Annotated in this window: 20 protein-coding genes; 12 read left to right on the top strand and 8 right to left on the bottom strand. The window is 66.9% G+C overall.

From position 1 onward, the window contains the following. The first annotated feature begins 20 nt into the window (after window positions 1–20). Window positions 21–146: a type B 50S ribosomal protein L36 gene (gene ykgO / locus ACTHQV_RS02410; protein ID WP_055755695.1), complete on the top strand. Its 126-nt coding sequence runs from the start codon at window positions 21–23 to the stop codon at window positions 144–146. A 145-nt stretch (window positions 147–291) separates the two neighbouring features. Here ykgO and ACTHQV_RS02415 read toward each other — a convergent pair whose 3' ends face one another. From ACTHQV_RS02415 to ACTHQV_RS02425, 3 genes are all read right to left on the bottom strand, one after another. Then, window positions 292–708: a hypothetical protein gene (locus ACTHQV_RS02415; protein ID WP_440488184.1), complete on the bottom strand. Its 417-nt coding sequence runs from the start codon at window positions 706–708 to the stop codon at window positions 292–294. Further along, the gene (locus ACTHQV_RS02420) at window positions 705–1493 is read right to left on the bottom strand and encodes an arginyltransferase (protein ID WP_440488185.1); all 789 of its coding nucleotides are present in this window, start codon (window positions 1491–1493) and stop codon (window positions 705–707) included. The genes ACTHQV_RS02415 and ACTHQV_RS02420 overlap by 4 nt, the downstream gene beginning before the upstream one ends. Before the next feature lie 133 nt (window positions 1494–1626). Then, complete coding sequence (locus ACTHQV_RS02425; protein ID WP_440488186.1) at window positions 1627–2868, bottom strand: threonine ammonia-lyase; 1242 nt, start codon at window positions 2866–2868, stop codon at window positions 1627–1629. Window positions 2869–2961: 93 nt separating this feature from the next. On the opposite strand from ACTHQV_RS02425, the gene ACTHQV_RS02430 reads away from it, so the two are divergent. The 4 genes from ACTHQV_RS02430 (at window position 2962) to ACTHQV_RS02445 (ending at window position 7633) form a co-directional block, all read left to right on the top strand. After that, window positions 2962–3936, top strand: a complete 975-nt coding sequence (locus ACTHQV_RS02430; protein ID WP_440488187.1) for an SDR family oxidoreductase — start codon at window positions 2962–2964, stop codon at window positions 3934–3936. A gap of 276 nt (window positions 3937–4212) precedes the next feature. After that, on the top strand, window positions 4213–5079 hold the full coding sequence (locus tag ACTHQV_RS02435; protein WP_440488188.1) for an NAD(P)-dependent oxidoreductase: 867 nt from the start codon (window positions 4213–4215) through the stop codon (window positions 5077–5079). Further along, entirely contained in the window at window positions 5076–6749 is a 1674-nt protein-coding gene (locus ACTHQV_RS02440) for an amidohydrolase family protein (protein ID WP_440488189.1), read from the top strand. Before ACTHQV_RS02435 ends, ACTHQV_RS02440 begins: the two co-directional genes overlap by 4 nt. Before the next feature lie 212 nt (window positions 6750–6961). After that, the gene (locus ACTHQV_RS02445; RefSeq protein ID WP_440488190.1) at window positions 6962–7633 is read left to right on the top strand and encodes a L,D-transpeptidase family protein; all 672 of its coding nucleotides are present in this window, start codon (window positions 6962–6964) and stop codon (window positions 7631–7633) included. 150 nt (window positions 7634–7783) lie between these two features. Here ACTHQV_RS02445 and ctrA read toward each other — a convergent pair whose 3' ends face one another. Continuing rightward, window positions 7784–8485, bottom strand: coding sequence for a response regulator transcription factor CtrA (gene ctrA, locus ACTHQV_RS02450; RefSeq protein WP_440488191.1), 702 nt, complete (start codon window positions 8483–8485; stop codon window positions 7784–7786). A gap of 150 nt (window positions 8486–8635) precedes the next feature. Next, complete coding sequence (locus tag ACTHQV_RS02455; RefSeq protein WP_440488192.1) at window positions 8636–9538, bottom strand: LysR family transcriptional regulator; 903 nt, start codon at window positions 9536–9538, stop codon at window positions 8636–8638. A gap of 92 nt (window positions 9539–9630) precedes the next feature. Here ACTHQV_RS02455 and ACTHQV_RS02460 point away from each other — a divergent pair, with 92 nt between their 5' ends. Both ACTHQV_RS02460 and wrbA read left to right on the top strand, forming a co-directional pair. Further along, window positions 9631–10329, top strand: coding sequence for a pirin family protein (locus ACTHQV_RS02460; protein ID WP_440488193.1), 699 nt, complete (start codon window positions 9631–9633; stop codon window positions 10327–10329). Window positions 10330–10348: 19 nt separating this feature from the next. Then, window positions 10349–10951: an NAD(P)H:quinone oxidoreductase gene (gene wrbA / locus ACTHQV_RS02465; RefSeq protein ID WP_440488194.1), complete on the top strand. Its 603-nt coding sequence runs from the start codon at window positions 10349–10351 to the stop codon at window positions 10949–10951. A 33-nt stretch (window positions 10952–10984) separates the two neighbouring features. On the opposite strand, the gene ACTHQV_RS02470 is transcribed toward wrbA, so the two are convergent. After that, window positions 10985–11719 carry a Crp/Fnr family transcriptional regulator gene (locus ACTHQV_RS02470; RefSeq protein ID WP_440488195.1) on the bottom strand — a complete coding sequence of 245 codons (735 nt, stop codon included), beginning with the start codon at window positions 11717–11719 and terminating at the stop codon, window positions 10985–10987. A gap of 218 nt (window positions 11720–11937) precedes the next feature. Between ACTHQV_RS02470 and ACTHQV_RS02475 the strand changes: the two genes are divergently transcribed. Next, a complete protein-coding gene (locus ACTHQV_RS02475) occupies window positions 11938–12933 on the top strand; it encodes a glycoside hydrolase family 43 protein (protein WP_440488196.1) in 996 nt (331 codons plus the stop codon). 183 nt (window positions 12934–13116) lie between these two features. Here the strand turns inward: ACTHQV_RS02475 and ACTHQV_RS02480 are convergent, their stop codons facing one another. Further along, entirely contained in the window at window positions 13117–13896 is a 780-nt protein-coding gene (locus ACTHQV_RS02480; RefSeq protein ID WP_440488197.1) for a M15 family metallopeptidase, read from the bottom strand. Between the two features lie 74 nt (window positions 13897–13970). Between ACTHQV_RS02480 and ACTHQV_RS02485 the strand changes: the two genes are divergently transcribed. From ACTHQV_RS02485 to ACTHQV_RS02500, 4 genes are all read left to right on the top strand, one after another. Continuing rightward, window positions 13971–14624 carry an RluA family pseudouridine synthase gene (locus ACTHQV_RS02485; protein WP_440488198.1) on the top strand — a complete coding sequence of 218 codons (654 nt, stop codon included), beginning with the start codon at window positions 13971–13973 and terminating at the stop codon, window positions 14622–14624. Window position 14625: 1 nt separating this feature from the next. Beyond that, window positions 14626–15051 carry an alternative ribosome rescue aminoacyl-tRNA hydrolase ArfB gene (gene arfB, locus ACTHQV_RS02490; RefSeq protein ID WP_440488199.1) on the top strand — a complete coding sequence of 142 codons (426 nt, stop codon included), beginning with the start codon at window positions 14626–14628 and terminating at the stop codon, window positions 15049–15051. Between the two features lie 172 nt (window positions 15052–15223). After that, window positions 15224–15706, top strand: a complete 483-nt coding sequence (locus ACTHQV_RS02495) for a GAF domain-containing protein (RefSeq protein WP_440488200.1) — start codon at window positions 15224–15226, stop codon at window positions 15704–15706. Window positions 15707–15810: 104 nt separating this feature from the next. Continuing rightward, window positions 15811–16854 (top strand): RcnB family protein, encoded by a 1044-nt coding sequence (locus tag ACTHQV_RS02500; RefSeq protein WP_440488201.1) that lies wholly within the window; start codon window positions 15811–15813, stop codon window positions 16852–16854. Between the two features lie 56 nt (window positions 16855–16910). On the opposite strand, the gene ACTHQV_RS02505 is transcribed toward ACTHQV_RS02500, so the two are convergent. Next, entirely contained in the window at window positions 16911–18200 is a 1290-nt protein-coding gene (locus ACTHQV_RS02505; RefSeq protein ID WP_440488202.1) for a M20/M25/M40 family metallo-hydrolase, read from the bottom strand. Window positions 18201–18577 lie beyond the last annotated feature (377 nt).

An 18577-nucleotide genomic window follows, 5' to 3' on the forward strand; every position in this document is an offset into this window, starting at 1 on the left:
TGCCGTTTGAGAGCCGTGACATGAAGATCGTCAATTCGCTGAAGTCGCTCAAGGATCGTCACCGGGACAACCGCGTGATCCGCCGTCGCGGCCGTATCTACGTCATCAATAAGACCAACCGCCGCTTCAAGGCCCGCCAGGGCTGATTCGCGGTAGGTGCGGCCCGCCCGGGTCGCGCTGCTGACTCGAGAAGGCATCCGGTCCCGTGGGGATCGGGTGCCTTTTCGTGTTTAAGCTTTACGTGAGCGACGTGCCGTCATCCCTGCGACGATGCGGCTCCTCGAAAGGGCATTAGATCGTTCCCGGCGACGCGGCGCTGCGCGGTACCTTCGGTTCCGAACAGGCGATCAACACACGCAACTCCCGGCCCGATCCGAACGGCCGGGTCGCGTGGCCGGTCGGGACCTTCGCCAGTTCGGCACGCAGCGGCGCAGGCAATGCGGCATAGGGCACGTTGGGCCGCGAGGTTAAGGTGCCGGAGAAGATTCGGTCCGCCTTGTAACGCGCGCCGATCCGCGCGGCGTCGGGGCAGGCGCGGATCGTGCGGGTATCGGCGGTGAAGGTGGCGACGGCGCGGGTGCGCTCGACCGGGGTCAGCGTGTCGGGCAGGCGGACTTCGAATTGCAGCAGGTCGACGCGGCGCTGGTCGAGTAGCATTGGCCGGGCCGCCTGTCCGGCGAAAGCCAGCGCGACCAGCGCCGCGATCATGCCGGGACCGCGGTGCCGGCCGAGCCGGCGGAGGCCGCCGCCGCCGCTGTCGCGTCATCGAGCAGAGTCCAGCCCGCGGGTCCGAGGATTTCGAGGGGACGGAACTTGGTCTTGTAGGTCATGCGCGGCGATCCCTGCACCCAATAGCCCAGATAGACATAGGGCAGGCCGGTCGCGCGCGCACGGCGGATATGGTCGAGGATGATGAACGTGCCGAGGCCCGCGCGCGCCTCGGGATCGGTTTCGAAGAAGCTGTAGACCATCGACAGCCCGTCGGCCTGTTCGTCGGTGATGCATGCGCCGACCAGCCGGCCGGGCACGCCATCGACGGCCGGTTCGCGATATTCGATGACCCAGGATGTCACCGGCGAATGTTCGACCATGTCGGCGAAGTCGGTTTCGTCCATCGCGGTCATGCCGCCGCCGGGATGCCGCGCGGTCAGATAGCGGCGCAGCAGGCGGAATTGTTCGTCGGTCGCCCATGGCTTGCAGGCGCGGATGTCGAGATCGGCGTGACGGCGCATCAGCTTGCGCTGGGTCGCGTTCATCGTGAAGTCGCTGGCGACGACCCGGACCGAGACGCAGGCGCTGCACCCGACGCAGCTGGGGCGATAGGCGACTGACTGGCTGCGGCGAAATCCGATTCGGCCGAGCGCATCGTTCAGTTCGTCGGCGTGCGGGCCGTTCAGTTCGGTGAAGACCTTCCGCTCCTGCCGGCCCGGCAGATAGGGGCAGGGCGCGGGTGAGGTGACGAAGAAGCGGGGAAAACGAAACGGCGCGGTCACCCAGGGTTCCTTCGATCAGTCATACCGGAGGGGAATAGCGCGCAAGATATGGCGATTATCCTAACCGACGGGAAGCGGCTTGTATTTGATTCGGCACCGCGCCGCTTCCCGTTCCGGAACGTGTCGAGCGTCCTTATGCCAGTTCGACCGTGCTCACTTCATAGCCGCCGGCGCGCAGCCCTTCGATCAGGCGGTCGAGATGGTCGCGGTCGCGGGTCTCGCACTCGATATCGGTGATGAGGCCCTTGGCCGGCAGCGTCGTGAAGACGCGCTGGTGATACACCTCGATGATGTTGACGGTGTGTTCGTGGAAGATCTTCGCGACGTGGAACAGCGCGCCGGGGCGGTCCTGCAGCCGGATGCGCAACCGGGCAAGGCGTCCCGACCGCGCAAGGTCGCGCAGCAGGACGTTGGCGAGCAGGCGGGTGTCGATATTGCCGCCGCACAGCACAATGCCGACGGTCCTGCCCTTGAAGCGCTGTCCATGACCCAGCAATGCGGCAAGGCCGGCGGCGCCGGCACCCTCGACCACGGTCTTTTCGATCTGGACCAGCAGGCTGACCGCCTCTTCGAGTTGGCGTTCGCTGACCAGCACGATGTCGTCGACCAGCGCCGATACGACCTGTGCAGTCAGGCCGCCGGGCTGCTTGACGGCGATCCCCTCCGCCAGCGTGTCGCCGGCACAGTCCATCGCCGTGCCGTGCAGGCGGTTGTACATCGACGGGAACAGTTCGGCCTGCACGCCGACGACCTCGATATCGCGGTCCGCGGCGCGGGCGACGGTCGCCATCCCGCTGATGAGGCCGCCGCCGCCGATCGGCACGACCAGCGTGTCGATCGCCGGCACGTCCTCCAGCATTTCGAGCGCGACGGTGCCTTGCCCGGCCATGATGCGCGGATCGTCGAACGGATGGACGAAGGTCAGCCCCTGTTCGGCCTCCAGCTTCAGGGCATGGGCATAGGCGGCGTCGAAGGTCTCACCCTCCAGCACCACGGTCGCGCCGTGGCTCTGCGTCTGCATCACCTTCACGGTCGGGGTCGGGCGCGGCATGACGATCGTCACCGGCACGCCGAGTCGGTTGCCGTGATAGGCGAGGCCCTGTGCATGGTTGCCGGCCGAGGCGGCGATCACGCCCTTGGCACGGGTGGCCTCGTCCAGTTGCAGCAGCGTGTTCAGCGCGCCACGTTCCTTGTAGGCGGCGGTGAACTGAAGATTTTCGAATTTGAGATAGACGGTCGCACCGGTCAGGTCGGACAGCGTCCGGCTGATGAGCGTCGGCGTGCGTACGATCGAGCCGCCGATCCGCATCGCCGCCTGACGCACATCGTCAACGGTGAGGGGCAGGGCGGGCGGAGCGATCGGGTTGGTAGCCATCGCGGGCGCGTAGCCCATTTGGTACCAAAGGGGAACCCGTCGACCCGGCGCGCGTCTGCTTGAGCGACATCGCTCCAGCCGGAAAGCCGAACCATGACCGAGACCGATCGCCGCACCTTCGTGGCGGGTGCCGCCCTTGCCGGGGTCGCCGCCAGCGCCGCGCCAGCCATGGCGCAGGGGACGAAACCGACCACCGCCGCTGCCGCCGCTTATCCCAAGCCGCCCTTTCCGGTGCAGCGCCAGCCCTGGCCGGGCTTGGCATCGAAAATGAATCCGCGTCCCGACCATGGCGAGCAAAGCTACAAGGGATCGGGGCGGCTGGCCGGCAAGAAGGCGCTGATTACCGGCGGCGACAGCGGCATCGGTCGCGCCGCCGCCATCGCCTATGCCCGCGAAGGCGCCGATGTCGCGATCAATTACCTGCCGGCCGAGGAAACCGATGCGCGCGAGGTCGTCGAACTGATCCGCGCGGCGGGGCGCAAGGCGGTGGCGATCCCCGGCGACCTGCGCAACGAAGGGTTCTGCCGGCAGCTGGTCCAGCAGGCGGCGGCGCAGCTGGGCGGGCTCGACATCCTCGTCAACAACGCCGCGCGGCAGCAGACCCGGCCCGATATCGCGTCGATTTCGTCGCAGGATTTCGACGATACGATGAAGACCAATGTCTATGCGCCGTTCTGGCTGACCAAGGCGGCGGTCGAGCGGATGGGAGCGGGCGGCGTCATCATCAACACTTCGTCCGAACAGGCCGGCGATCCTTCGCCGGACATCGTCGATTACGCGCTGACGCGGGCGGCGGTGCTGAACTTCACCAAGGCGATGGCCAAGCAGTTGGCGGCCAAGGGCATTCGGGTGAATGCGGTCGCGCCGGGGCCGTTCTGGACGCCGTTGCAGGTTAGCGGTGGGGCGACGCCCGAAAAGCAGCAGACGTTCGGTAAGAGCAGCCCGCTGGGACGGCCGGGACAGCCGGCGGAGATCGCCGGATTGTATGTTTCGGCGGCGGACCCTGCGAACAGCTTTTCGACGGGGCAGATTTTCGGTGCGACCGGTGGGGGCGGGCAGCCGGCGTAATCTGACTGCTCGTGACGCCCGCATAGGCGAGACCGCTGCGATCGCCGGGCCTTCAATCCCGACTCCGGCGTATCCCGGCGGAGGCCGAAGTCCAGTTGGCGAGGCCTTTGACGAACTAACAAGCGTCCCCCAACTGTGCCCCGGCTTTCGCCGGGGCACGAGCAAAGTGGTTTTGCAAGTATCTCGCGGAGCGAGGACGAAGGCGACAGGGCGAAGCGTACCCTTGGCCATATCACCTCTTTCGCATGGCCCGCTTAGGTCATAGACCGCTGCCCCATGGCAAAACTCGCATTCATCGGCACCGGGGTCATGGGCGCGCCCATGGCTGGGCACCTCGTCTCCGCCGGCCATCAGGTCACCGTCTACAACCGCACCCGCGCCAAGGCGGAGGCGTGGGCCGCGAAGCATGGCGGCGGTGTCGCCGACACCCCGGCGGCGGCGGCGCAAGGGGCGGATGCCGTGTTCGCCTGTGTCGGCAATGACGACGATCTGCGGCAGGTGACGCTGGGCGACGACGGGGCGTTTGGGGCGATGCAGGCGGGTGCGCTCTTTGCCGACCACACGACGGTGTCGGCGGCGATCGCGCGCGAACTGGCTCAGGCGGGGGCGGCCAAGGGGCTGCTGGTCCTCGACGCGCCGGTGTCGGGCGGACAGGCGGGCGCCGAGAATGGCAAGCTGTCGATCATGTGCGGGGGCACGTCGGAAGCCTTCGCGGCGGCCGAACCGCTGATGCAGGCCTATGCGCAGCGGATCGTTCATGTCGGCGATGCGGGCGCGGGGCAGACGACCAAGATGGTCAACCAGATCTGTATCGCGGGCGTGCTGGGTGGACTGTCCGAGGCGCTGCGCTTCGCGCAGGCGTCCGACCTCGACCTCGACAAGGTGCTGGAAGCGGTGTCGGGCGGCGCGGCGCAGAGCTGGCAGATGGTCAATCGCTGGCCGACCATGGCGCAGGACAGATTCGACTTCGGCTTCGCGATCGACTGGATGCGCAAGGATCTGGGCCTCGCGCTCGACGAATCGCGGCGCAACGGCGCGACGCTGCCGGTGACGGCGCTGGTCGATCAATTTTATGCCGAGGTGCAGGCCATGGGCGGCGGGCGGCAGGATACCAGCGCGCTGGTGCGGAGGATCGCCAGATGATCCGTCATGCCCTGACCGTCGCGGCGCTGCTGCTCGCCGGCACCGCGCAGGCCGACGGGCTGGTCGACAATATCAACGGCGTCGCGCTGGATTCGCAGGGGAAGGTGGTGCGCTTCGGCGGAATCCTGATCGACCGCGAGGGCAAGGTCGTCCGGCTGGTGCCCAAGGGCGAGAAGGCGCCAAAGAAGCTCGACTGGCGCAGCGACATGGGCGGGAAGACCGTGATGCCGGGCATGATCGACGCGCATGGCCATGTGATGTCGCTGGGCTATCGCGCGCTCGAACTCGACCTGTCGAACGCGAAGTCGCTGGCCGATGCGCAGGCGGCGATCCAGTCCTATGCGCGCAGTAACGGCAACCGGCAGTGGATATTGGGCGGCGGCTGGAACCAGGAGGCGTGGGGTCTGGGGCGGTTCCCGACCGCCGCTGAACTGGACGCGGCGGCAGGCGACAAACCGGTGCTGCTCGAACGCGCCGATGGCCATGCGGTGTGGGCGAACAGCGCAGCGATGACGGCGGCCGGAATCACCGCCAAGACCGTTTCCCCGGCAGGCGGGCGCATCGAATTGCTGCCGAACGGACAGCCATCGGGGGTGTTCGTCGACAACGCCGCCAGCCTGTTCGATGCCGCCAAGCCGAAGCCCAGCCCACGCGAACGCAACGCGGCGTTCCTGAAGGCGCAGGACATGTTGTTGTCGAACGGCATCACCGCGACGGCGGACATGGGCACGTCGGTCGACGATTGGTTGGTGTTCCGGCGGATGGGCGATATCGGTCAGCTGCGCGTGCGGATCATAAGCTATGGCGCGGGCCTCGACACGGCACTGACGGTCGCCGGGGCGGGGCCGACGCCGTGGCTCTATGGCGACCGGCTGCGCATGGGCGGGATCAAGCTGTACGCCGATGGCGCGCTGGGGTCGCGCGGGGCGTGGCTGAAGGCGCCCTATGCGGATGCGCCTAAGCAAAGCGGGCTGTCGTTCATCAACGATACGACGCTGCTGAACCTGCTCAGTCGGGGGACGATGGACGGGTTCCAGTTCGCGATCCATGCGATCGGCGACCGGGCGAACCGGCAGGTGCTCGATGCGATCGACGAACTGGCGTCGTCGTACAAGGACGATCGGCGCTGGCGGATCGAACATGCGCAGGTGATCGATCCGGCCGACCTGCCGCGGCTGGGCCGGAACGGCATCATCGCGTCGATGCAGCCGGTCCATGCCACCGGCGACCGGACGATGGCCGAGGCGCGGCTGGGGCCGGCGCGGCTGACCGGAGCCTATGCATGGGCGACGGTGCTACGGGACGGCGGGCGGCTGGCGTTCGGATCGGACTATCCGGTCGAACATCCCAACCCGTTCATCGGCTGGGCAGCGGCGTTCACCCGCGAGGATGCGAACGGTCAGCCGCCGGGCGGCTGGCGGCCCGAGGAGAAGGTCACGCGCGAGCAGGCGTGGAAGGCGTTCACGCAGGATGCGGCGTTCGCCGGCTTCGCCGAGCAGCGATTCGGGTCGTTGCTGCCGGGGCAGAAGGCGGATTTCCTGGTGGTCGATCGCGATCCGGTGGCGGCGAGCGCGGCGGATCTGCGCGCGACCAAGGTGATCGAGACATGGGTCGGGGGGTATAAGGCTTGGCCGCTGGACGAGAAGGCGAAGGCAGCGGCGGGGCGGTAAGTGCCGGTCGTGGTTGACGTTCCCAAATCCTCCCCGCTTCGCGGGGAGGGGGACCGCCGCGTAGCGGTGGTGAAGGAGGTGTGCCGCGCAACGCGACGGTTCCGTCTGCCGATACCCCCCCTCCACCATGCTGCGCATGGTCCCCCTCCCCGAGGAGCGGGGAGGATTTGGTAAGCGAAATGGTGTAGGTCGATCGTCGGACAGGAGGATCGATGCAGGTGTCGTGGCGGACCGGTTTGGGGGTCGCGTTGCTGATCGGGGTCGCAGGGGCGACTGCCGGTGGGGCGGCGCTATTGCTGCGCGCCGTGCCGGTAGTGCCGCCGGTTCCGAAGCAGGTCAATCCGGCAGCGGTCGCGCCGGTCGTGCCAGTGAAGCCGATGCCGACACCCGCACCTTCCGCTGCACCAATCGCAAAACCGGACGCGATGGTCGTTCGCCGCGTCTTGCCCATCGAGGGACCGTTCACTCATGGCCGCTGGGTCTGGGACGAAGCGGGTGCGCCGGCGACGGGGCCGCTGGTCGTCACCATCGACCTCGATGCGCAGGTACTGTCGGTGTTTCGCGACGGTTACGAGATCGGCGCGGCGGTGGTGCTGTACGGCGCGGACTGGAAGCCGACTCCGCTGGGCGCACTGACGATCACGCAGAAAGATGCCGACCATGTCAGCAACCTGTATGGCGCGCCGATGCCGTACATGCTGCGGCTGACCAATGACGGCATCTCGATCCATGGCAGCGACGTGCAGGAAGGGGCGGCGACGCATGGTTGCATCGGCGTGCCGACCGCCTTTGCCAGGAAGTTGTTTGCGGTGGCGCGGCTGGGCGACCGGGTCATCATTACCAACGGCAAACGCCTGGCGATGGGTGGGGCGAGCACCGGTTGAAGCGACGCCTATTCTACGATCCGTTCGGTTCGAGCCCGTCGCGAACCGTAGTCGAGACGTTTTGCCCTAAGCGAGGCGTTCTCGACAGCCGCTTCTCGACAAGCTCGAAGCTGCTCGAACCGAACGGAGGGAACAGGCGGGGTGGTCGCCTTACGCGACGGCGGCTTCGCCCATTTCGTCGGGTTCGCGAAGCACATAGCCGCGGCCCCAGACGGTCTCGATATAATTCTCGCCTTCGCACGCGAGGCTGAGCTTCTTGCGCAGCTTGCAGATGAAGACGTCGATGATCTTGAGTTCCGGTTCGTCCATCCCGCCATAGAGATGGTTGAGGAACATTTCCTTGGTCAGCGTCGTGCCCTTGCGCAATGAAAGCAACTCGAGCATCGCATATTCCTTGCCCGTCAGGTGGACGCGCGCGCCATCGACGTCGACCGTCTTGGCATCGAGGTTCACCGAGGGCTTGCCGGTGCGGATGACCGACTGCGAATGGCCCTTCGACCGGCGGACCACGGCATGGATGCGCGCGATCAGTTCCTCGCGGTGGAACGGCTTGGTCACGTAATCGTCAGCGCCGAAACCGAACGAGCGGACCTTCGAATCCATTTCGTCGATGCCCGACAGGATCAGCACCGGCGTCTGGACCCGCGCGACCCGCAGCTTCTTCAGCACGTCATAGCCGTGCATGTCGGGCAGGTTCAGGTCGAGCAGGATGATGTCGTAATCATACAGCTTGCCCAGATCGAGGCCTTCTTCGCCCAGATCGGTCGTGTAGATATTGAACCCTTCGGTCGTCAGCATCAGCTCGATCGCCTTGGCGGTCGTCGGCTCGTCTTCGATCAACAGCACGCGCATGGGCAGTCCCCGGTTTCGCGGCACGCGTTCCTATTTGCGCGCGACCAAAACATTAACGTAAACACCTCTGAACGCAAAAGGTTAATTTCTGACTAATGGAAAACGTTCCGTGAAATCCGTTGGTTAAAAAGATCAGTCTGATTTCGCTGGCTAATCGCGGGGACAGGCGCTGCGGAACCGCGCGGAAAGAAACTCGATCAGTACCGCGACGCGCGCCGGACGCAGCGTGCCGGGCGGGGTGAGCAGATGGAGCGCGACCGCACCGCTCGACCAGTCCGGCAGGACCGGCTCGAGCAGGCCGGCGGCGATGTCGGCATCGACCAGAAAGTCGGGCAAGCGCGCGACGCCGAGGCCGAGCCTCAGCGCGGGCAGCATCGCCTCGCCATTGTTCACCGCCAGCGGCCCGCCGGGGCGGACGGTCACTTCCTCTTCGCCGCGACGGAAATGCCAGAGCGGATTGGGCAGATTGGTGTAGCGGAAACAGGCATGGCGACCGAGGTCGGCGGGATGCGTCGGGCGGCCATGTTCCTGCCAATAGCCGGGCGCGGCGACGATGCGCACCGCGACCGGTCCCAGCCGCCGCGCGCGCAGCGAACTGTCGGGCAGCTCAGCGATGCGCAGCGCGATGTCGATGCCGTCGGCGACGATGTCGACCTTGGCATCGGACAGGGTCAGGTCGATCTCGACGCCGGGATGCGCCTTCAGAAATTCGGCGATGGCCGGCGCGACATGGGTCTGGCCGAACGACATCGGTGCGGCGACACGGACCAGTCCGGTCGGCGCGGCGGCGGCGTCGCGCGCCTGTTCCTCCGCCGCCTGCGCCTCGGCAAGGATACGGCCGGCGCGTTCGGCCAGCGACTGTCCAGCGTCGCTTAGCGTCAGGCGGCGCGAGGTGCGGTGAAACAGGGTGGTACCGAGCGACGTCTCCAGCCGAGCCACCGCTTTCGACACCGTCGCCTTCGACACGCCGATCGACTGGGCGGCGGCGCTGAACGAGCGATGCTCGACGACGCAGGCGAACATCGCCCAGGCTTCGAAATCGGGGAGCCGCATATGTCCTCCGCTGCGAAACGATCGGTTTCCCACGTTTCCATTTACGGCATGATCGCCGCGCTTATCTTGGGGGTCAAGCAAGGAGATCGACCATGATCGACAAACGGAATTTCGACAGCCTCGGCCACGCCGACCATGGGTGGCTGAACGCACGGCATCATTTCAGCTTCGCCAATTATTACGAACCCAAGCGGATGGGCTGGGGCGCGATCCGGGTGTGGAACGACGACGAGATCGCCGCGAACAGCGGCTTTCCGCCGCACCCGCACAAGGACATGGAGATCATCACCTATGTCCGATCGGGCGCGATCACCCACCAGGACTCGCTGGGCAACAAGGGCCGCACTGCGGCGGGCGACGTGCAGGTGATGAGCGCCGGCACCGGGGTTCGCCACGCCGAATATAATCTCGAGCCGGAAACCACACGCATCTTCCAGATCTGGATCGAACCGAAGCAGAAGGGCGGTGCGCCGGCATGGGGTGCCAAGCCGTTCCCGAAGGGTGAGCGGTCGGGCAAGTTCGTCGTGCTGGCCAGCGGGTTCGATGCCGACGACGATGCGCTGCGCATCCGTGCCGATGCCCGCGTGCTGGGCGCGACGCTGAAGGCGGGGGAAAGCGTGGAACATAGCGTAGGCGCAGGGCGTCACGCCTATCTGGTCGCGGCAACCGGCGCGATCACCATCGACGGGGTCGCCTTCGAGGCGCGCGACGGTGCCGCACTGTCCGGCGGGCAGACCGTCACCATCACCGCGACACAGGACGCCGAAATCGTCCTGGTCGACAGCGAATAACCAACGGGAGTATCGCCGCATGGCCAAGGTTCTGGTGCTTTATTATTCGTCCTACGGGCATATCGCCAAGATGGCGGACGCCGTTGCCGAGGGTGCCCGATCGGGCGGTGCCGAGGTCGATGTCCGCCGGGTGCGCGAAACCGCGCCCGACGAGGTCGCCAAGTCGGCGGGCTTCGTCGTCGCCGATCATCACGAACTGCTGACCGATCCCAACGAACTGACCAACTACGACGCGATCATCGTCGGTACCGGCACCCGCTATGGCCGGATGTCGAGCCAGATGGCCGCGTTCTGGGACACGACCGGTGGCGTGTGGGCCAAGGGCGGACTGGTCGGCAAGATCGGCGGCGCGTTCACGTCGACCGCGACCCAGCATGGCGGGCAGGAGACGACGCTGTTCTCGATCATCACCAACCTGCTGCACCATGGGCTGACGATCGTCGGGCTCGATTATGGCTATGAAGGCCATACCGGGTTGGACGAGGTGAATGGCAGCACCCCCTATGGTGCGTCGACGATCGCCGGTGGCGACGGCAGCCGCCAGCCGACCGAGATCGAACTGGGCGGCGCCCGGCATCAGGGCAAGCGGATCGCCGAACTCGCGGCCAAGGTGTTCGGATAAAAGGGACGGGGCGGCCGGATCGGTCGCCCCGCTTCATGCCGCGACGCGCGGCTCAGTGCGCTGTTCGAGATGCAGGTAGCGCGGATCGAACGCCGCCGCCTCCTGCAAGGCGTCGACGTCATGGATGGTCAGCCGGCGGCGGCCGACGCTGATGAGGCCCTCCGCCCGCATCCGCTGCAGCATGCGATTGACGTGGATCGGGGTGATGCCGAGCGTATCGGCAAGTTGCTCCTGCGTCAGCGGCAGCGCGAAGGTGCCGTCGTGCGCCAGCCCGACATGGCGCATCCGCATCCACATCTCGCAGAACAGATGCGCCATGCGGGTGTACGAATCGCGTTGCGCGACATTGACCAGCCATTCGCGCGAGATCGCTTCGTCGACCAGCGCCGACCACCAGAAGCCGCGCGCCAGCGCCGGATAGCGTTCGGTCAGGTCGAGGACCACCTGTTTCGGGATCGCCGCCACGCGCGCATCGCCGAGCGCGCGGATCGAATGGTCCATTTCCTCGAAGATGAAGATGTGCGGGTCGCACAGGTCGCCGGGGATCAGATAGGCGAGGATCTGGCGCTTGCCGTCGGGCAGGTCCTTGTAGCGGCAGGCCCAGCCATCCAGCAGCAGGAACACCTGTTCGGGACGGTCGCCGATCCGGATCAGGTCACGCCCGTTGCGCACCGTTTTCGTGTCGCGACAAAGCTGGTCGAGCGCCTTCGCATCTTCAGGCGTGAAGTCGGCGAAACTAGCCAGTTTGGCGGTCAAGGGATTGGTCACGGTGCACTCCCGTTCGCGCCGCCTTCAGAGTTTTGTCCGCAGCGTACCAATTAATGTAAGTAAGCCGGACGCGGATGGTTCCGTGACGCATGCGAAACGTGGCCTCTATGCGACGAACTGAGCAGGGCGTGCGGAACGGATGCGTCACTGACGTGCGCAAGCGGTTGGATTGTTAGCGCTATCGGCTATCATCGCCGAAACGATAACAGGAGAGGCATGTGCATAAATTCGGTTGGTGGCGGGCAATGGCGGCGGCAGCGACGCTGGCGGGCGGGGCTCATGCCCAGCAGGCAGCGGCGCCGGCGGGCAGCAACCCGATCATCCGCGACAAGTTCACCGCCGATCCCGCGCCGCTGGTCGTCGGCGACCGGCTGTATCTGTATGTCGGGCATGACCAGGCGCAGCGTGACGAGATGTTCAACATGCGCGAGTGGCTGGTCTATTCGACGACCGACATGCGCCATTGGACCGACCATGGCCCGATCATGAAGGTCGCCGACTTCAAATGGGCGAAGGCCGATGCCTGGGCCAGCCAGACGATCTTCAAGAACGGCAAATACTGGTTCTATGCCGCGGTCGAGCATGACAACACCCATCCGGGCAAGGCGATCGCGGTCGCAGTGTCGGACAAGCCGACCGGCCCGTTCGTCGATGCCAAGGGATCGGCGCTCATCACCAACCAGATGACGCCCAAGGGCACGCACAGCTGGGAGGATATTGATCCGACCGTCTTCACCGACAAGGAGGGGACCACGTGGATCGCATGGGGCAACCGGCAATGTTACATCGCGAAGCTCAAGCCCAACATGATCGAGATCGACGGGCCGATCACCGAAATCACCCCGCCGCATTTCGAGGAGGGGCCGTGGCTGCATGAGCGCAACGGCACCTATTACCTGACCTATGCCTCGCTCGACCGGTCGACGCATCGCGACGAGCGCGTGTCCTATGCGACGGCACCGTCGATCAAGGGGCCATGGACCTTTCGCGGCGAGCTGACCGGATCGGGGAAGTACAGCTTTACCATTCATCCAGGCATCGCCGAGTTCAAGGGCGACTGGTATCTGTTCCTGCACAATGCGACCCTGGCGATCGGCGACATGAACGGCGCGATCGGGCGCCGGGCGGTGACGGTCGAGCGGCTGTATTACAATTCCGACGGGACGATGAAGCCGGTGGTGCAGACCGATGCTGGCGTGACGGCGGCGAAGTAGGAAGAATGGGTTCACGCGGAGGCGCGGAGGCGCAGAGAGGCCCGGCCGCGGCGATTGGCTCGCGAACGGGAGACCGGTCCTGTCGCGGCTACGAAGTTGAGGCCCGCTGACGCGGGTGAGGTTGCCACGTGCGGGCCTCCTTCGCGCCTCCGCGTGAACCACTTTACTTCTTTTCTTGGTCGGTCAGTCGACCTTCGGCTCGGCCGGAAACCGCGCGCGAGCCGTCGCAAACATGGTTCTCGCGGGCACAGCACCGGCCTCGCTAGCCGCCGTGCCGACCCAGCGCCAGTGCCACGGTTCCCATTTCACCTGTTGCCGGTTGCCCGCCGGGAACGACATTTCGAAGCCGAAGCGGGCGGCGTTGGCGCGGAGCCAGCGGCCGGCGGGGGTGGCGCCGAAACACCCCTCCGCATCGCAAGCGGGCGCGGTGGTACTGCCAAAGTCGATGACGTAACCGGTCGAATGCTCGCTATAGCCCGGCGGGGCGGAGGCCCAGGCGCGCTCGGCGAAGCTGCCCGACCCATCCGGGCCGATCCCGCCGCAAAAGGTCAACTGCTGAAGCGCGACCGAGCGGTGGCACGATACCGCGCGGAGCGTGCCGGCGACCGCTAGGTCGGCATCGGCGGCGGCGAGCAGGCGGGACAGGTCGGGCAGCATCGCCGGATGGATCCTGCACGATCCGCCAAGTGCCGGCGGGGCTTCGACCAGCGCGCTTGCCGGCATGTCGGGATAGGGGAAGTGGTTGAACAGCCGGCCGTCGGCGGTGCGCTGTACCGTGCCGCGCCCGCACAATGCGACCGGGCCGGTGACGGGAGCGGGCTGGGGCGGCGTGGCGACCGGCGGCGGCGCGACGGGGGTCGCGACCGGGGTCGGTGCGGCGACCGGTGCAGGGGTCTGCTTGGCGGCCGGTGCGCAGGCGGCGAGCGGGGGCAGGATACAGGTCAGGACGGCGGATCGGCGCACGATGGTCTCCGGCTGGGGCGGTCGACGGCGCGAGCGCACTGGCACGGCGTCGCCAACGATGGCAAGGGAGGCAAATGCTCGACGACCTAGTCCTGTTCATCGACGGCGAAGCGATCGTCCTCGACAAGCCCGCCGGCCTGCCGGTCGATCCACCGCGCGACGGATCGCCCAGCATCGTCGCGCGTGCCGACGAACTCCGCTTCACCTTTCAACGCGAACCGACGCCGGTCCACCGGCTCGACCGCGATACCAGCGGTTGCCTGTTGCTCGCGCGCAATCCCAAGGCGCATGCCCGGTTCCAGCAGGCGTTCGAACAGGGGCGGGTGACGAAGCGCTATCTGGCGATCCTCGACGGCATTCCGAAGGGGGAGTCGGGCGAGATCGACTTGGCGCTGGCCAAGGTCAGCAGCGTCGAGGAAGGGTGGCGCATGGTCGGCGATGCGAAGGGCAAGCCGGCGCGGACCAACTGGCGGGTGGTGCGCACCGTCGGCGACCGGGCGCTGGTCGCGCTGTTCCCGGAAACGGGGCGGACGCACCAGATCCGCGTACATATGGCCGAGGGGCTGGGCTGTCCGGTGGCGGGCGATCCGGTGTACGGACGGGGCGGGCGCAGCGGCATGTTGCTGCATGCCGCCGGGCTGATGGTGCCGCGCGACAACAAGCCCGCGATCGACGTGACCGCGCCATGGCCGCGCAGCTTCGTCGCGGCGGGGTTCGACGAAATCTAAGGTGCCGCGCATTCCGATCACCCGGTCGATCTCGATCGATAGCGGCGAACTGGTCGAGAGCTTTACCCGCGCATCGGGGCCCGGCGGGCAGCATGTCAACACGACCGACAGCGCGGTGCTCCTGCGTTTCGATGTGGTCGCGTCGCCGGGGTTGCCCGAGGCGGTCAAGCACCGGCTGGCGGTGCTGGCCGGATCGCGACTGACCAAGGAAGGCGTGCTGACGCTGCGCGCCGATGCTTCGCGGTCGCAGGAGATGAACCGGCGCGAGGTGCGCGAGCGGCTGTTCGAACTGATCCGCGAGGCGACGATCGTGCCGAAGAAACGTCGCGCGACCAAGCCGACCAAGGCGTCGCAGGTGCGGCGGGTGGACGCGAAGAAGGGTCGGTCGCAGGTTAAGGCGGGGCGGGGAAGGGTCAGGATCGACTAAAATCCTCCCCGGAACGGGGAGGGGGACCGCCGCGAAGCGGTGGTGGAGGGGGCAGTCCGCATCAGGAGCGGTTGCGTTGCGTGGCAATCCCCCCTCCACCAGCTTCGCTGGTCCCCCTCCCCGCGAAGCGGGGAGGATTGGAACGTAGCTCCGTTCCGCCTACATCGCGGGCATGTACCAGTTCGATATTGCCACCGGCGCCAAGGGCGACCTGTACCGTGACCTGCTCGGCGCGCTCGACGCGCTGACGGGCGATGAAAGCGACGCGATCGCCAATATGGCCAATGCGTCGGCGCTGCTGATGCAATATCTGCCCGATCTCAATTGGGCTGGCTTTTATCGGCTGGTCGGGGACGAGCTGGTGCTCGGGCCGTTTCAGGGCAAGGCGGCATGCATCCGGATCGCGATGGGGCGCGGGGTGTGCGGGACGGCGGCGGCGTCGCGCGAAAGCCAGCTGGTCGCCGACGTTCATGCCTTTCCCGGCCATATCGCCTGCGACGCCGATAGCCGGAGCGAACTGGTCGTGCCGATCGTGGTCGGCGAGCGGCTGATCGGGGTGCTCGATCTCGACAGTCCGCTGCCAGGCCGGTTCGACGAAGACGATCAGGCGGGGTGCGAGGCGCTGGTCGCGCTGCTAGGGCCGCGCATCGGCTGACCCGGTGCGGGACGGCGCGCGCACAGGCGCCGGATTGGCCGGGAACCCGGCGGCGTGATAGGGTTTCGACCTGTTGTCTTGCCGTTCAGGGAGTTTGTCGGCCGATGCGAACGCCGTCCTTTGCCGCCGCCATCGCGTTACTCGCCACGACCGGGTTGGCGGGCGGCGTCGCGCAGGCGCAGCGTGTCGGCCAGGCGCCCGAGGCGCTGCCGCGCGGGCCGGCAATCCGGGCGGACGCGCCGCGCGTGAACCTGCCGGGGCCCCGCTGGGGTGGGAAGGTCCGCGGACGCTGGGTCGGCGGGCAATATGCGCCGGGCGGCTGGGCGGCGTATCGTCCGCCGGTGCGCGGCTGGGTGCTGCCGCGCTATTGGGTCGCGCCAAGCTTCTTCATCCAGGACTGGCCGGTCTATGGCCTGACCCGACCGCAGCCGGGCTATGGCTGGTATCGCTATTATGACGATGCGGTGCTCGCCGATCGCGACGGGCGGGTCTTTGACGTGCGCAGCGGGCTTGACTGGGATGCGCGCGACGACGGGCGATATGTCCGCGACGATCGCGCCTATGAACGCTATGCCGCCGAGCGCCGCGACGACGGGGTCGGCGGCGCGGTGATCGGCGGCGTCGCCGGGGCGGTGGCCGGCCACGTCATCGCCGGACGCGGCAACCGGCTGGGCGGGACGGTGCTGGGCGCGGGCGTCGGCGCGCTGGCCGGAACTGCGATCGACCGGGCCGAGGACCGACGCGCGCCGCCGCCGCCGCGTTATGGTGCGGACTATCCGATGCCGTACGAAGACGTGCCGATCGCGCCGGACGATGGCTATGATGAGGGTTACGACGACGCCCCGGTCGCTCCCGAAGTGGTGTTCGGACCGATGCGCGAACAGGTCCAGCCGATTGGACCGCCCCCTTCGCGCACCCGCTATGTCGAGCGGCATGTCGGTGCCGCGCCGGTCGCGCGCAGCTATACGACGACGACCACGACCACCGAGGGGCCCGAGGCGGGCTATATCGCCAATGGCTATTATTACCCGCCGCGCACGGTGACGACCGTGACGGTCGAGCATCCGCCGGTGGTGACGACCACGACCGAGGAGGTCGTGACCTATGCACCGCGGCGGACGCACCGTTCGAAGACGTTGCGGCGATAGGGTTCTCGACGGACGCTTCTCGACGGGCTCGAAGCTGCTCGAACCGAACGCGAGGCCTAGCGCGGCGGGCGGCCGGCGAAGGTCGGTACGCTCTCCGCTCCGCTGGCCGATAGTGATGAGACGGCGACGAAGTGATCGTCGACGATCACGCCTTCCAGCACCGCCTCCACGCCCATTACGTCGCGCTGGTCGGTCCAGTCCTGTGCATCGTTGCGCCGCCAGCGGATGCGATAGCCGGCCGCGCCCGCGACCGGCGACCAGCGCACCGTCGTATCGGTCGACAGCGCGCCGTCGATCGATGCGGTCGCCGGTGCAGCGGGCGCGGCGGCAAGGCGGGCGATGGTCGCGACGTTGAGGGCGGTCACCTTTGCCAGATAGGGAAAGTCCATCCGGTCGATCGTGTCGCCATAGATCCGGCCGCTTTCGGTTCGCAAATCCTGATGCTGCGCGTCGTAATTCTCGACGCCGACAGAGAAGCGGATCGCGGGATAGCCGAGCTTGAGAAAGGGTTCGTGATCGCCGCCGCGCCCGAACCGGTCGGGACGGCGATCGAGAAACGCGTCGAGACCGCCGGGCAGGGTCTTTGCCACCGCATCGACCGTCTTAGCGAGCGCGCGCGACGGGCCGTCATCCTCGCCGCCAGCGGCGCGGCGGGCGATCTGCTGTTCGATCGATTCGGAGGCGCGAATGCCTTCGGAAAAGACGCGCACCCGGTCGGCGACGCGGCGGCCGTCCTGACCGATCGTGTTGCCGACGATGTCGTTATTCAGCACGGCGGTGACGGTCCAGCCCTTCTCCTTCGCGGTCTCGGCGAGCAGTTGCGCGCCCCACAGCCCCTGCTCCTCGCCCGAGAGCGCGGCATAGACGATCGTCGCGTCGAACTTTTCCTTCGACAGGATGCGTGCCGCCTCCAGCACCAGCGCGACGCCCGAGGCGTCGTCATTGGCACCGGGCGCGTCGCTGGTCGCGTCCATGACGTCGCTGACCCGGCTGTCGATATGGCCCATGACGATCACGACTCGGCGCGGATCGCGACCCTGCTGAAAGCCGAAGACGTCGACCACGTTCACGCCCTGCGGCGCGCGGGGGCCGGTAAAGCCGCGCGCAATGTTGGCAACGGTGATGCAGTCGCCACAATCGCGTCCGATTCGGGTCAGTTCATCGGCGAACCAGCGCCGCGCCGCACCGATGCCGCGCGTCGGATGATCGGGGTCCGAAGCGGTATGGCGGGTGCCGAAGCTGACCAGTTTCGCGACGTCGGCCTTCAATCGATCGGGTTTGGGAACGTCGCGGGCTGGGGCAGCCGTGGCGAGGAACAGGGCGGGCAAGAGCAGAATCTGGCGCATTTGTGTGAGGATGCCGTCTTCCGCTCGGCGGCTCAACCGGTTTCCGGCGATACCCGTCGCCAGCGAAAACCCATCGTCCGAATGGGTGAAATTGCTTAAAACGAATGTTTAGTTTCGTTTTTTGCAATTGCTAACCATCCGGTTGCAGTGCACAACGACTGTGCCTTTCAGGCATCCTCTCCTAAAACTTTCATAGGGTCGGTTCGCCGGCCCTTTTTTTTGTGCCGCTTCCGCGCTAACGCGCCTTCACCAGCGCTGCGCTGAATTATAAGAGAGGACGCTGCCGGACATCCGGCGAACAGCAGCAGCCCGCGGGGGATCGAGCGCGAACCATGCGCGGCTCTCCCCCGCACGGTACTTCCCGAATGTGCAGTGGC

The organism is Sphingomonas sp. SAFR-052, assembly GCF_051965015.1.
GTDB lineage: Bacteria > Pseudomonadota > Alphaproteobacteria > Sphingomonadales > Sphingomonadaceae > Sphingomonas.